We start from the raw sequence: 14455 nt of genomic DNA, 5'->3' as shown, positions 1-14455 counted from the left end.
CAGAAATTTTTAACGCAGGTAGCAACAGGTTTAATCCCTCAAAATGATTAAGTATTATTGCGGATTGGTATAATTGTGATGCGACGTAAAGTCGCTGTTACAGAGCATTAAAAAGCCGCGCTATAACATTGTTATAGCGCGGCTTTTTTGTAAGCGCGAATAAATCGCGCTTTATATATGCTGTTATAGACTTTCGATTTTCGCTTTTTGCGCTAATAGTTTGTCTTTCGCATCTGTAAACTCAGCCAGCTTAGCATGTTCTTTAGCAAGCACAGCTTCTGGCGCGTTATTTACGAACTTCTCGTTAGCTAATTTGTTTTGAACCTGAGCTAAGCCTTTTTCTGCTTTTTCAAGCTGCTTCGCGATACGCGCTAATTCAGCTTCAACATCGATTAGGCCAGCCATTGGGATCATGATCTCAAGGTTACCAACATACGATGTTGCACACGCAGGTGCATCGTCTTTGTTATCAAGAAGCGTGAACTCTTCAAGCTTAGCAAGAGACGCTAAGAAAGCTTCGTTTTCCGTTAAGCGACGCTTGTCTTCGTCAGACGCATTAGCAAGCAATACCGATAATGGTTTGCTTGGGCTGATATCCATTTCACCACGGATGTTACGAATAGCAAGAATGAATTGTTTAACCCATTCTAGGTCGTCCATCGCTTGGCTATCAACATTTGCTTCATTGTATACAGGGAAACCTTGAACCATGATGCTAGTGCCCGCAGTTTCGATACCTGCAAGTGGTGCAACACGTTGCCAAATCGTTTCTGTGATGTATGGCATTAACGGGTGCATTAAGCGAAGTAGGCTTTCTAATACCGTGATTAGGGTATGACGAGTACCACGTTGCTGTGCTTCGTTACCTTTAAACAATACTGGTTTAGTCAGTTCTAGGTACCAGTCACAGAATTGGTTCCAAGTGAACTCATAAATGGTGTTTGCAGCTAGGTCAAAACGGTAGTTTTCTAGATGCTCAGTATAGGTTTTAACAGTTGCTTCAAACTGGCCTAAAATCCAACGATCAGCGAGTGAGTACTGTTTTTCAGCATCTGTAGCGAAACCACAGTCTTGCTCTTCTGTGTTCATCAATACGTAACGACTTGCGTTCCATAGTTTGTTACAGAAGTTACGGTAACCTTCAAGACGGTTCATATCCCAGTTGATATCACGACCTGTTGAAGCCATTGCTGCAAGGGTGAAACGCAGTGCATCTGTACCGTGTGCTTCGATACCGTTTTCGAATGTTTTACGAGTGTTCTTCTCAATCTTCTTCGCTAGTTGTGGCTGCATCATGTTACCAGTGCGCTTTTCAACTAGGCTTTCAAGATCGATACCGTCAATCATGTCGATAGGATCAAGTACGTTACCTTTCGATTTAGACATCTTATCGCCGTTTTCATCGCGGATAAGGCCAGTTACGTAAACGGTTTTAAATGGTACTTGTGGTTTGCCGTCTTCATCTTTGATGAAGTGCATGGTCATCATGATCATACGAGCAACCCAGAAGAAGATGATGTCGAAACCTGTTACCAATACGTCAGACGGGTGGAACGTTTTTAAATCATCAGTGTTTGCAGGCCAGCCTTGCGTTGAGAAAGTCCAAAGCGCAGATGAGAACCAGGTATCTAAAACGTCTTCGTCTTGCTTAAGTGCAACATCATCAGCAAGGTTATTATCGCGGCGAACTTCAGCTTCGTCACGACCAACGTATACATTGCCTTCGTTGTCGTACCAAGCTGGGATACGATGACCCCACCAAAGCTGACGTGAAATACACCAGTCTTGTACGTCGTTCATCCACGAGAAGTACATGTTCTCGTATTGTTGAGGTACGAACTTAATGTCGCCATTTTTAACTGCTTCTTTTGCAGGCTCAGCAAGTGGTGCTACGCGCACGTACCACTGATCTGTAAGAAGAGGCTCAATCACTACGCCAGAACGGTCACCGTAAGGTACAGTTAGGCTATGATCTTCAATTTTTTCTAATAGGCCAAGTTCTTCAAATTCGCTCACAATCGCTTTACGTGCATCAAAGCGGTCAAGGCCGTGTAGGCGCTCAGGGATTGGCGCATCTAATTCAAGCTCTTTACCGTCGAATGTGTAGCTTTCGCCTTCGCTTAATACCGCAGCATCTTTGTTGAAGATGTTGATCATAGGAAGCTGGTGACGTTTACCTACTTCGTTATCGTTAAAGTCGTGGGCAGGCGTGATTTTCACACAACCTGTGCCTTTTTCCATGTCTGCATGTTCATCGGCAACAATTGGAATACGACGGTTTACGATAGGCAGTAAAATGTCTTTACCGATCAGGTCTTGGTAACGCTCATCATCAGGGTTAACCGCAACACCTGTATCACCTAGCATTGTTTCAGGACGTGTTGTGGCAACAACGATATAGTCTTTGCCGTCTTGTGTTTTTACGCCATCAGCAAGTGGGTAACGCAAGTTCCACATGTGACCTTGTTTGTCTTTGTTTTCAACTTCAAGATCAGAAATAGCCGTGTGAAGTTTAGGGTCCCAGTTAACTAGACGCTTACCACGGTAGATTAAATCTTCTTTGTGAAGACGTACGAATACTTCTTTAACCGCTTCAGAAAGACCTTCGTCCATAGTGAAACGCTCACGGTCCCAATCTACAGAAGCACCTAAACGACGTAGTTGTTTAGTGATCGTGCCGCCAGAGTGGTTTTTCCACTCCCAGATTTTATCGATAAATGCTTCACGGCCAAGGTCGTGACGTGTTTTACCTTCTTCAGCAGCAAGCTTACGCTCAACAAGCATTTGTGTTGCGATACCCGCGTGGTCAGTACCTACTTGCCATAATGTGTTGTTGCCTTGCATACGTTTTAAACGCGTTAGCGTATCCATGATGGTATCTTGGAACGCGTGGCCCATGTGTAAGCTACCCGTGACGTTTGGTGGCGGGATCATAATTGAGTATGCGTCACCTTGGCCAGACGGTTTAAAGTAGCCATTTTCTTCCCAGCCTTGGTATAAAGACTGTTCAATATCTTGCGGATTATAGGTTTTATCCATTACACAGAACCTTAAATAAATGCTTAAATGTCAATTTCTTGCGTTGCAATATGGGCGCCCAGTTGGCGAAGCTTTTTAAACCGCTCACGGGCGGCTTGTTTAGCATTTGGCTCAACGGGTACGAAATCATAAACCTGCTGAAAACGGCGAATAAAATCCGGTAGGTGTTCAGCTAAGTTGATTAATATTTTTCTGTTGCCGACAGGCGGAGTCATACCAATTTCAACCGGTGCGCCACCTTTAGGGCCTTCACCTTGTAAGTTGTGAGGTACAAAACTATCTGGTTCAAATGACCAAATGATGTCGTCGATTGTGTGGGCCGTGTCGGTGTTATCGGCGTAAATAAATACGCGATGACCTAGACGATACTGATCCGCAGCAATTTTAGCTGCAAGATCGAAAACTGCGCCAGCCGATTGGAGGGCATTATCATCTTGTTTTAGAACGTAAAATTGTGCGTTCATATTCATAGTGACTTTCGTCCCCACAGATACACAGATCAAAGCAGGGATTTTGACATAGAACGCGAATTGCTTCAATTAATAAGGCGCCATTTGGCGCCTTATTTAGGGTTAGTTTTAAGCTTGCAATAAGGCTTAATCGTGACTTGCTTCGCTTACACCCGCGCGGTTTAGTAAATACTGAGTCAACATAGGGACCGGACGACCCGTTGCACCTTTGTTTTTACCGCCAGCGCGCCATGCTGTACCTGCGATATCTAAATGCGCCCAGTTATATTTTTTGGTGAATTTAGATAAGAAGCATGCCGCTGTAATCGTACCTGCAGCACGGCCACCTAAGTTGGTGAAATCTGCGAATGGGCTTTCAAGTTGCTCTTGATAGTCATCCCACAGTGGTAGTTGCCAAGCACGGTCGCCACTTTGCTCAGACGCTTTTAGTAGGTCATGGGCAAGCGGGTTGTGGTTTGATAGTAAACCAGTGGCATGCGAACCCAGCGCGATAATACATGCGCCAGTCAGTGTTGCTACGTCGACAACAGTATCTGGTTCAAAGCGCTCAACATAAGTGAGTGCATCACACAGTACTAAACGGCCTTCAGCGTCGGTATTTAACACTTCAACTGTTTGACCCGACATAGTGGTTAAGATATCACCAGGGCGATAAGCGTTTGAGCCAGGCATGTTCTCACAACCCGCTAAAACACCGACAACGTTAATCGGTAATTGCATTTGCACTAAAGCGCGCATCGTACCAATAACACCCGCTGCACCACCCATGTCGTATTTCATTTCATCCATGGCTTCGCCAGGCTTAATTGAAATACCACCTGAGTCAAAGGTTAAGCCTTTACCCACTAACACGATTGGCGCTTGGTCTTTGTCGCCACCTTGGTAGTTGATCACCGACATAACCGATTCATTCGCGCTGCCACGACCAACTGCCAGGTATGAATTCATGCCCAGCTCTGCCATTTTTTCTTCGCCAATAATCTCAACGCTAACGTTCTCAAAGTTTTCAGCAAGCTCTTGAGCTTGTTCACCTAAATATGCCGGGTTACAGATATTTGGCGGCATGTTGGCAACGTCTTTACATAATTTGCTACCCGCGACGATTGCTAAGCCATGCTCAATTGCGCTTTCGCCAATGGTTAACTCGCGTCGCGTAGGTACGTTGAAAACAATTTTACGCAGTGGACGGCGAGGGTCGCTCTTTTTGCTTTTCAGTTGGTTGAAGGTGTACAAGCAGTCTTGAGTTGTTTCAACTGCTTGACGCACTTTCCAATAGGTGTCGCGGCTTTTAACGTGCTGCTCAGTTAAAAAGCATACGGCTTCCATCGAACCCGTTTCGTTTAGCGTGTTAATCGTTTTGGAGATGATTTGTTTATATTGTTTGTCATCAAGCTCACGCTCTTTACCACAACCTACTAGTAGTACACGCTCGCTCAGCACATTAGGCACATGATGCAATAGCAGTACTTGGCCTGGTTTACCTTCAAGGTCACCGCGGCGTAGCAAGTTAGAAATATAACCGTCACTGATCTTATCTAATTGTTCACCAATGGGGGATAAACGACGTGGCTCATAAACGCCTACTACAATACATGCGCTACGTTGCTTTTCTGGACTACCACTTTTTACGCTAAATTCCATTGTTACTCCTGATATTGAGTCATATAACCTTAGTTAATAAGGGTAAGAAATTCTTTTTCGAGTCCTTTCTTACATTTTTAAGTTTAATAGCACTAATCTTAGTACATAAACTATGACTCTATTTATGTGTTTTTGAACTTTATCTTAATGTGACTATCAATATCACATAATAGACGCCATCTGCACCATTTATGCAAGATTATATGTTCTTGCTAGGTATGATATTTAACTGTGATGGCATATAATAAAGTGAGTAAAATAACTAGTTTACTCAAAATTCCTTACTATTCCAGTGAAACTCGATGTTTAACAGGGGCGAGCATTGCTAATTTTTCGTTATTTGACCACTGAAGTTCTCAAGTCGCAGGTCGCCGTATTTTTAACTTTGATGACTATTTTTGTGTCTCAAAAGTTTGTTGTTATTTTAGGAGACGCCTCTGAAGGGGGTCTTCCTGCTAAACTTGTGCTTTCGATGATTGCACTAAAACTTCCTCAGCTGGCTTCTCTTATCTTACCTTTGAGTATCTTCTTAGGGATTATTCTGGCGTACAGTCGCATTTATGCCGACAGCGAAATGACCGTATTCAGAGCTTGCGGTGTCAGTGAATGGTATGTGGTTCGGGTAACCCTTATTTCAAGCACTGCGATGGCTGTTTTAGCAGGGGCATTGACACTTTATATTGCGCCATGGGCCAGTGAACAAGAATATCAATTAAAAGAGCAAGCCAAAGCTGATGCTGGCTTATCGGCATTACGTGCCGGGCGTTTCCAAGAAACCGGTAACGAAAAAGCCGTGGTCTTTATTCACAATATTGAAAATGGTGGCAAAGAGCTACACAAGGTATTTGTTGCTCAGCTACCCGATCGTGAAAAAGGTGACTTAGCACGTTTGGTGTATGCAGAACGTGGTGTGGTGATTGAGCAAGAAAACGGTGAACAGCAACTTGTTCTTAACGATGGTAAGCGCTACGAAACAGATGGCGAGTCTGCTGCGTTAAACTTAACAGAGTTCGATGGTTACAGTGTGCAAATTCAAGATCAAGAAATTGAACACCAGCGCCGTAAGTTAGAAGCTATTCCAACGCTTGATTTATTCAAAATGAAAACCTCTGAAGCCATTGCGCAGTGGCAATGGCGTCTTGCTATTCCGCTGTCAATTCCATTACTAACATTACTAGCAGTCCCTTTAAGTGTGGTAAATCCACGCCAAGGCAAATTTGCTAAATTAGTGCCTGCAATCAGCTTGTATTTAGGGTATTTCATATTACTCAATGCCGCTAAATTTGCAGTTGAAGATGGCAAAATTCCTCCTTCAATTGGTTTATGGTGGATCCATTTGTCAGCCTTATTTATTGGTGGATTCTTGATTATTAAAGGTCGTCCGCTCGGCGCATGGTTAAAAGCAGTTGTGACTAAGCGGGAGTTAAACGCATGATGAAAACACTCGACTGGTATTTAGGTCGCAGCATAATTCAAACCACCGGTTTTGCTTTAATGGTACTGGTAGGTATTAGTACCCTAATCAAGTTTATTGAGCAGTTAAAATCGGTTGGCCGTGGTAGTTATGACATTGCTACTGCGCTTATTTACACTGTATATAGCATGCCGGGTGATTTAGTTATCTTCTTCCCAATGGCAGCCTTGATTGGTGGCTTAACAGGCTTAGGTGCATTGGCATCAAACAGTGAGCTGGTAGTCATGCAAGCGGCGGGTATGTCACGTTTACAAATTATTGCATCAGTAATGAAAACCGCGATGTTTATGGCGATTTGTATGATGGCGCTTGGTGAATGGGGAGCCCCAGAAGCACAGCTCAAGGCAAAAGAGATCCGTAACCAAGCAATTAATGGTGGGGATATTTTTAATGCCAAGCGCGGTGTTTGGGCTAAAGATGGCAGTAACTTCATTAATATTGAAGATGTCGATCAGCAGGGCACTTTACGCGGTGTTCACATATATCACTTTGATAAATCGTTGCAACTTACTCAAATTACGAAAGCAAAAGAAGCCGTAAACCGCAAAGATGGTTGGTTGTTGCGTGATGTAAACAAAGTAATGATCACGCCAGAGCAAATTAGTACAGAGCAGCAAAAAGAAGAGTTTTACGACTCGCAACTGACCGCCGAGAAATTAGGGGTGGTGTCGGTTAAGCCGGAAGCACTGTCGTTTACTGGGCTTTGGTCATATTTAAGTTACTTAAAACAGAATGAGCAAGATACTAGCACCTATGAATTAGCGCTTTGGCGCAAAATAATGCAACCGGTGTCTGTGGCTGTGATGTTGCTGGTTGCTTTATCGTTTATATTCGGCCCACTTCGCACCGTGACGATGGGAGCACGTATTATAATGGGTGTAATAACCGGTATTACTTTCCACTTAACCAATGAGATTTTCGGTCCTGTGGTGATGGTTTATCAAATTCCAGCTGTGGTTGGTGCTGTGTTACCAAGCCTGTTGTTTATTGGTTTTGCGACTTATCTCTTAAATAAACGAGTTTAATAGTCGTTTAAAAAGCACAAAAAAAGCGTGGTTGAGCCATGCTTTTTTTGTGCTTAATGTGTTGCTTAATTACTTAATCAAGTGAGCGATAAATACGTTTATTTTCTTCTTTGGTGAGGGTGATCACTTCCGTTTTTGTGATGTAATCTTGCAATGCGCGCTTATTTTTAAAATCGACCAACACCACTAAATTACCTAAACCTAATAGCGCAGTAATGGCTCTAAGTGCACCTTGTTGCCAGCTAATTAATTGACCATCGAGGGTTTGCACCTTTAAACGCCATGCACGCATACCAATTGTTTGGCCGCTCTTAGCCCAGAAGTAGCTAAAGAAACTAATACTCACTATCACCAATAACGCACTACGGATGCCATACAATAATGGTGAATTTTGAATGAAAGCAGATACATCTTCAGCGTCACCAATACTTAGCAACTCCAGAGAAATAAGCCCTTGAACAGCTAATAAATAGAGTACGGTTGTCAGCATCGCAAAAGCAATGATAACCAAGGTATCGTAAATTAAAGAGGCAAAGCGGCGCCAAAAACCGGCACGTGGAAACTCAGCTGACATAAACAATCTCATCCAATTAAATTGCGCAGTAGTTTAGCAAAGTCCTGAGCAAACAAGAAATAGTTAGCGGTTGTTTAGTAAGTCGACAAACAGGTCTGACCTGCTATAGTTGAGAAAATAATAAAAATGAGCACACAGTTATGGCCGTTTCTCAAAGCGAAACTCACCAAGTATTTAATCAACCCAAACCACTTGAAAACTACAACGCCTATGAGGCCGACATGGTACTTCAATATTGGCAAAACTGTTTTGCAGGGCAATGGGGAACTGCGAACTTAACAGCGTTTGGGGAGCAAGTGGGTGGTGCATTACTGCAAGCAGGGTTTTTAGCAAACAAACACTTACCAGAATTAACCACTCACAGCCGCTTTGGCGAACGTATAGACCAAGTTGATTATCATCCAAGTTACCATCAGCTAATGCAGCATGCTATAGAGCAAGGGCACTGCGCATTGCCTTGGCAGCAAAAGAAAGCCGGTAGCCATGTTGTAAGAGCGGTAATGGCGGTGCTACACAATCATGCTGATCCGGGCTCTGGTTGCCCATTAACCATGACGTTTGCTAGTGTGCCTGCCATTGCGAGTCAAGAAAATGTAGCGGCTATGTGGCTACCTAAAATACTGGCAAATCATTACGATTCAGACAATAAGCCTTGGACAGAGAAAAAAGGTGTCACCATAGGTATGGCGATGACCGAAAAACAAGGCGGCTCTGATGTTCGGGCGAACACCACCAAAGCAGACGCCATCAATGAGAGTGGTGCAGGGCAATTATATGCTTTAACTGGGCATAAATGGTTTTGCTCAGCACCTATGAGCGACGCATTTTTAGTCCTCGCTAATACCGATGAAAAGCAATTATCTTGCTTTTTAGTGCCGCGTTGGCTCGAAACTGGCGAGAAAAATGCCATGTATATTCAGCGCTTAAAAAGTAAATTAGGGAATCAATCAAATGCGAGTTCTGAAATTGAATTTAGAGGCGCGCATGGCTGGTTACTCGGTGAGCCGGGGCGAGGCATTGCCACTATCATTCAAATGGTCGCTTTAACTCGTTATGATTGCATGCTGGGTTCAAGCTCGCTGATGTTACAAGCAGTAAAAGAAGCAATATGGCATACAGCTGGGCGCAGTGTATTTGGTAAAAACTTACATCAACAGCCACTCATGCTCAATGTATTGGCTGATTTAGCTATCGAGGCAGAAGCTGCACTTGCCATTTCAATGCGTATTGCTCATGCCCTTGATAACCAAGATGATAGCAATGAAGTGGCATTAGTACGCAGTGCCACAGCAATCGGTAAATATTGGATCTGTAAGCGGGCAGTGCAGCACACTTATGAGGCTATGGAATGTATTGGTGGCGTGGGTTATGTTCAAGACAACATTACCAGTCGACTTTATAGAGAAGCACCAGTTAACTCTATCTGGGAAGGCTCTGGTAATGTGCAATGCCTTGATCTTTTACGCGTGTTCAGCCGTGAACCTGAATCACTTAAGGTGCTTATCAATGAGCTCGAAAAAGCGCGCAGTTTGCACCCTAATTTTGCAATAAAACTCGATGAGCTTAAAGGTATGCTGACAGATACTGCAAACCTCGAAATGCATGCTCGGCGTATAATTGAAAAGCTTGCACTGCTTTGGCAAGCAGCAACACTATTACAATTTGGCGAGCCACTTATTGCCGATGCGTTTGTAAAAAGTCGTTTAAGTGACGCAGGGTTTAGTCAGTACGGCTGCCTTAGTCATGATATCGATTGTCAGGCGATTGTTTCGCGAATGATGCCAAAACTCTAAAGTTAACAACTTGTTTAATTATTGTGCGGTTGAGCAGTGGCGCCGCACAAAACGCTTGCCGCCTTACCCATTCTTTGTATAATGCTTGGCATAGAGACAAAAGCAGTTAAAAAAGCTTCTTGCTCTAAAGTGGTTTTTCTTTATCTTCTCGTGTTTAGAAGGTTAAAGAAAAATGAAGCCAGTATGATGGAATTGGTAGACATGACGGATTCAAAATCCGTTGCCTTCGGGCGTGGCGGTTCAAGTCCGCCTACTGGTACCACTTTTGAACCCTAGCCAATTGGTTAGGGTTTTTTTATGCCTGAAAAGCTTTCAGCCATCAGATATCAGCCATCAGCTATCAGCTGTCAGTTTTTAGCCGAGCGGTGCGGTTGTTGGGTTTTGAAACCACCCTTAGCAATTTAATTCGTAAAAGCATTGTAGGAGGTAGTTTACTGCCGAACCAGCAATGCTGAAAAATATAATTCATGGCTAAAGCCATTCCTACGGGTACATTTTGCCTAGCGCCTAGCGCCTAGCGCCTAGCACCCAGAACCTATAACTCAAATCTAAGTACCAATTCAGGCTCTATTAAAGCAACTTTTGTTCTATTTATAAGCGGTCAAGTTCAAACTATGCTTAGTCTACAAATAACCACGAAAAATGTGTGCTTATTTGTTTGAAAATTAACCATTTAAGACTAGAGTACGATGGTGTTTGAATGCATCTTATAATACAATTTGTGGTCTGAACTATAAGTGAAGTCAATCACTTAGTGCACAATGAAGTAGGATAGCTTAGCGTGGGTACATACGACTTAAAGCGTATTGTTGAAAGTATTTCAAGTCTTAAAAGTGAGAACTTTTATAATGCAATATGCCTGTCTTTATCAGAAGTGCTTGGTGCTTCTCATGTTTTTTTAGCTCAAGTTGATGAGTTAACTCAACATGCGACGACTATCGCTTTGGCTGCGCATGACGAAATCATTGAAAATATCAGCTACGATATTCGTAGCACGCCATGTAATGATGTCAGTTGTGGCAGTATCTCTAGTTACAGCGCAGGAGTTCAGCAGCTATTCCCAGATGATCAGCTACTTGTCGATATGGGTATCGAAGCCTATGTGGGTGTTCCACTACAAAGTATTTCAGGCAAAACCGATACCATCCTTGTCGCGCTATTTCAGCATGAAATAGGCGATGCACTTCAGATTGAATCATTCTTTTCGCTCTTTACTGGCCTTATCCAGCGTGAAATCGAAAAAGACCGTTTTATTGCTAAATTAGATTTCTCAAACCAACTGATTGAGCAAAGTCACGAGGCGATTTTTATTTGCGACCACAATGTGCAAATTACTTACGCAAATACCGCATTTACTAAAATGACGGGCTATTCGTTAGCTGAAGTCTTAGGGCAAAACCCAAAGATTTTAAGCTCAAATCAGTATGATCCGCATTTTTATAAAGCAATGTGGCATCAAATTAATACTGAGGGAAAGTGGTCTGGTGAAATCACCAATAAAACCAAACAAGGTAAGTTGTACACGCAGTTTTTATCAATAACCAAAATGCAAAATAATGGTGAAGATTGCTATGTGGCGTTTATTTTAGATATCACCGAGAAAAAAGAAGCCGAGCAGAAAATTTATTTTCACGCAAACCACGACCAACTTACCGGCTTAACTAACCGTTTTTACTTTAAAGAGTATTTGTGCAAGCTAATATCGTCTTTGTCGTACCAAGACGATGCAAATACTAACCTAGCCGTGATCTACTTTGATGTTGATAAGTTTCAAGATATCAACACCGTTTATGGCTTAACCTTTGGTGATAAGGTTTTATGTGAGCTTGCAGAACGCCTCGACGGTAGCTTTAAAGAATCGGCTTTTTCACGTATCGATGGTGATAGTTTTGCTATCTTACAAACTTATCAGCATGTCAGTGAACTAGAGCATGTTTGCAAACAAATTACCGCGTTACTTGTTGAGCCTGTTTCTATAGGTGGCATTAGTCAGCAGGTTTCAGTTACGCTGGGCATTAGTCAATTTGAGCAAGCTGGAACGGCGACTTCACAAGAAAAAATCGAAAAAATAGCCCGTCGCTTAGTTCGCCAAGCTGAGCTTGCCACCTTGAATGCAAAACAAACAGGCGATGAATATCTGTTTTTCTGCAAAGAGATGGATAACAAGGTTAAAAAGCACAACTTATTAGTTGAGCAGCTTACACAAGCCGTGAAGAACAACGATATTGAAGTGTATTTTCAACCAATTATTGATATTGAAAATAACACGGTCGCTAAATTCGAAAGTTTAGTGCGTTGGAACAATCAAGGACAATGGGTATCGCCTGCCGAGTTTATTCCGCTTGCAGAAGAGTCGCGGGTGATTATTCCCCTCGGTGAGCTTGTGTTGATTAAAACCTGTCAGCAAATAAAAGCGTTAGAAGCACAAGGATATGAAAACTTTGTTTTTAACGTAAACCGTTCTTTATTTGAGTTTACTGAATTTAATCCAGAGCGTAATGCATGGCTTGAAACCATTAAAAGCCAAGGGGTTAAGCCATCGCAAATTTCATTTGAATTAACCGAGAGTGTTTTAGCGCCAGAAAATACTAACCACCTAGACGTGCTTACGCAGTTGAAGCAAGCTGGGTGTTTAATTTCGCTAGATGATTTTGGTACCGGTTATTCGTCTCTTAGCTACTTGCGTCGTTTTCCGGTTGATGTACTTAAACTTGATAAGTCATTTATTGATGAAGTACATGTTGATTTAGGCGACGAAGCGCTGGTTAAATCGATTATTCAAATGAGTCGTGTATTAGGTATTAAAGTCGTTGCTGAAGGGGTTGAAGAGCGCGAGCAATTAGCTGTGTTAACTGAAGCCGGTTGTGACTATATTCAAGGCTATTACTTTTCAAAGCCATTGCCAGCAAATGATGTAATACCATTTTTAACGCAATTTTCTCGAGAGCAATAGATAATTTCGGTATGATTTAGATATCAAACAGTTAGCAAAGCTTGTGATGTCAGAATTAACCGCAAAGCAAAACATAAAGGCGATTGTTACAGCGATAAAAGCCGAAGAGCAATCGCTTAGAGCGCGTTTCCCTATACTCAACCAGCAAAATACACTTGCGATGATTATTCTGCTGGTGTCGTTGTGCTCACTAATCGGTGCTGCAACACTTTATTACTTAGCGATTATTCCCTCGTGGCTGTGTATCATTCTGGCTGCTTTCATTACCTCGATATCACATGAGCTTGAGCATGACCTTATCCATAAGCAGTATTTTAGTAATCGTCCTTTTATACATAACTTTATGATGTTAACTGTGTGGCTTATGCGGCCGAATACGGTGAACCCTTGGTATCGCAGAAAGATTCACCTACATCACCATAAAGTATCCGGCACCTCACAAGATTTAGAAGAGCGATTAGTGGGCAATGGCATTAAATCGCCATTTTTAAGAGCCTTGGTCATTACTGATGGTCTGCTAGGTTTGCTAGTTAACACCAAGCGATTTAGTAAAGAAATTAGCGGTTTTAAGTTTTTAAGCGTGTTTAATGCGGGCTTTCCGGTTGCAACCGCGTATTTTGCGATTCTTTATGGGGTAATTGCTTATTACGCGGTGCAGTTTGTACAGCCATTTACATTGCCGCCGTGGGGAGCTGAGTTATTGGCGATGGCAGAGTTTTTAATGGTGGTACTTATTGTGCCTAATATTATTCGTTCGAGTTCTCTTAACTTAGTGACATCGTCAATGCATTATTATGGCGGTGTAAATAATTTACTTGAGCAAACGCATGTGATCACCAGCCGTTGGTTTTTACCGTTTCAGCTATTTTGTTTTGATTTTGGTCGCACCCACACAATCCATCATTTTGTGCCGAATCAGCCCTTTTATATTAGACAATTGATCAGCAAAAAAATACGTCCTATTATGGCCCAGCATGGGGTACGTTTTAATGATTTTCAAAGCTTAAAACATGCCAATCACTACCCTGTAAAAGGGCAATCATCTCAACAAGGAATTTAATATGAAGGTCACCGGTCGTTGTCATTGTGGTGAGGTAACTTACCACGCAGAAGTGGATGAAAATAAAGTGATTAACTGTCACTGTACTGACTGTCAAATTATCTCGGGTGCGCCATTTCGCACTGTTGTGGTGTCTATGCCTGATGGGGTTACCTTTACAGGTGCAGAGCCAAAAGAATATATAAAAATTGCCGAGAGTGGTAATCAGCGTGCGCAAGGGTTTTGTGGTAACTGTGGAACGGCCTTATACGCGACTTCTGTAGGTGCAGGTGAACGTATTTATGGCTTACGTATTGGCGCCGTAGAGCAAGCTGATGAACTTATCCCTAAAGCGCATATTTGGTATCGCTCACATAAACCTTGGCTCGATAACCTTAATAATATGAATGCTTTTGAAACCGCACCTAAATAGCTGCGGTTTCATAT

Annotated in this window: 10 protein-coding genes and 1 tRNA gene; 7 read left to right on the top strand and 4 right to left on the bottom strand. The window is 42.5% G+C overall.

The window, feature by feature from the left end; all coding sequences use genetic code 11:
* Positions 1 to 183: 183 nt before the first annotated feature.
* The 3 genes from P4S60_RS13480 to pepA all read right to left on the bottom strand — a co-directional run bounded on the left by P4S60_RS13480 (position 184) and on the right by pepA (position 5150).
* A complete protein-coding gene (locus P4S60_RS13480) occupies positions 184 to 3039 on the bottom strand; it encodes a valine--tRNA ligase (RefSeq protein WP_337116279.1) in 2856 nt (951 codons plus the stop codon).
* A gap of 23 nt (positions 3040 to 3062) precedes the next feature.
* Positions 3063 to 3509, bottom strand: a complete 447-nt coding sequence (locus P4S60_RS13475; RefSeq protein ID WP_337116278.1) for a DNA polymerase III subunit chi — start codon at positions 3507 to 3509, stop codon at positions 3063 to 3065.
* Positions 3510 to 3635: 126 nt separating this feature from the next.
* Positions 3636 to 5150, bottom strand: coding sequence for a leucyl aminopeptidase (gene pepA / locus P4S60_RS13470; protein WP_337116277.1), 1515 nt, complete (start codon positions 5148 to 5150; stop codon positions 3636 to 3638).
* 322 nt (positions 5151 to 5472) lie between these two features.
* Between pepA and lptF the strand changes: the two genes are divergently transcribed.
* Positions 5473 to 6585 (top strand): LPS export ABC transporter permease LptF, encoded by a 1113-nt coding sequence (lptF, locus tag P4S60_RS13465; protein ID WP_119853968.1) that lies wholly within the window; start codon positions 5473 to 5475, stop codon positions 6583 to 6585.
* A complete protein-coding gene (lptG, locus tag P4S60_RS13460; RefSeq protein WP_337116276.1) occupies positions 6582 to 7649 on the top strand; it encodes an LPS export ABC transporter permease LptG in 1068 nt (355 codons plus the stop codon). Before lptF ends, lptG begins: the two co-directional genes overlap by 4 nt.
* A gap of 73 nt (positions 7650 to 7722) precedes the next feature.
* Here lptG and P4S60_RS13455 read toward each other — a convergent pair whose 3' ends face one another.
* Positions 7723 to 8223 carry an RDD family protein gene (locus P4S60_RS13455; protein WP_337116275.1) on the bottom strand — a complete coding sequence of 167 codons (501 nt, stop codon included), beginning with the start codon at positions 8221 to 8223 and terminating at the stop codon, positions 7723 to 7725.
* 140 nt (positions 8224 to 8363) lie between these two features.
* Between P4S60_RS13455 and P4S60_RS13450 the strand changes: the two genes are divergently transcribed.
* The 5 genes from P4S60_RS13450 (at position 8364) to P4S60_RS13430 (ending at position 14441) form a co-directional block, all read left to right on the top strand.
* Positions 8364 to 10016 carry an acyl-CoA dehydrogenase family protein gene (locus P4S60_RS13450; RefSeq protein WP_337116274.1) on the top strand — a complete coding sequence of 551 codons (1653 nt, stop codon included), beginning with the start codon at positions 8364 to 8366 and terminating at the stop codon, positions 10014 to 10016.
* A gap of 177 nt (positions 10017 to 10193) precedes the next feature.
* Positions 10194 to 10278 (top strand) — tRNA-Leu (locus P4S60_RS13445).
* A gap of 519 nt (positions 10279 to 10797) precedes the next feature.
* Positions 10798 to 12969 carry a putative bifunctional diguanylate cyclase/phosphodiesterase gene (locus P4S60_RS13440; RefSeq protein ID WP_337116273.1) on the top strand — a complete coding sequence of 724 codons (2172 nt, stop codon included), beginning with the start codon at positions 10798 to 10800 and terminating at the stop codon, positions 12967 to 12969.
* Between the two features lie 46 nt (positions 12970 to 13015).
* Entirely contained in the window at positions 13016 to 14029 is a 1014-nt protein-coding gene (locus P4S60_RS13435; protein ID WP_337116272.1) for a fatty acid desaturase, read from the top strand.
* A 1-nt stretch (position 14030) separates the two neighbouring features.
* A complete protein-coding gene (locus P4S60_RS13430) occupies positions 14031 to 14441 on the top strand; it encodes a GFA family protein (RefSeq protein WP_337116271.1) in 411 nt (136 codons plus the stop codon).
* Positions 14442 to 14455 lie beyond the last annotated feature (14 nt).

Origin of the sequence: Pseudoalteromonas sp. Hal040 (assembly GCF_037162425.1) — a bacterium.
Classification (GTDB): Bacteria; Pseudomonadota; Gammaproteobacteria; order Enterobacterales; family Alteromonadaceae; genus Pseudoalteromonas; species Pseudoalteromonas gelatinilytica.
This window is presented reverse-complemented; position numbering and strand designations above follow the sequence as displayed.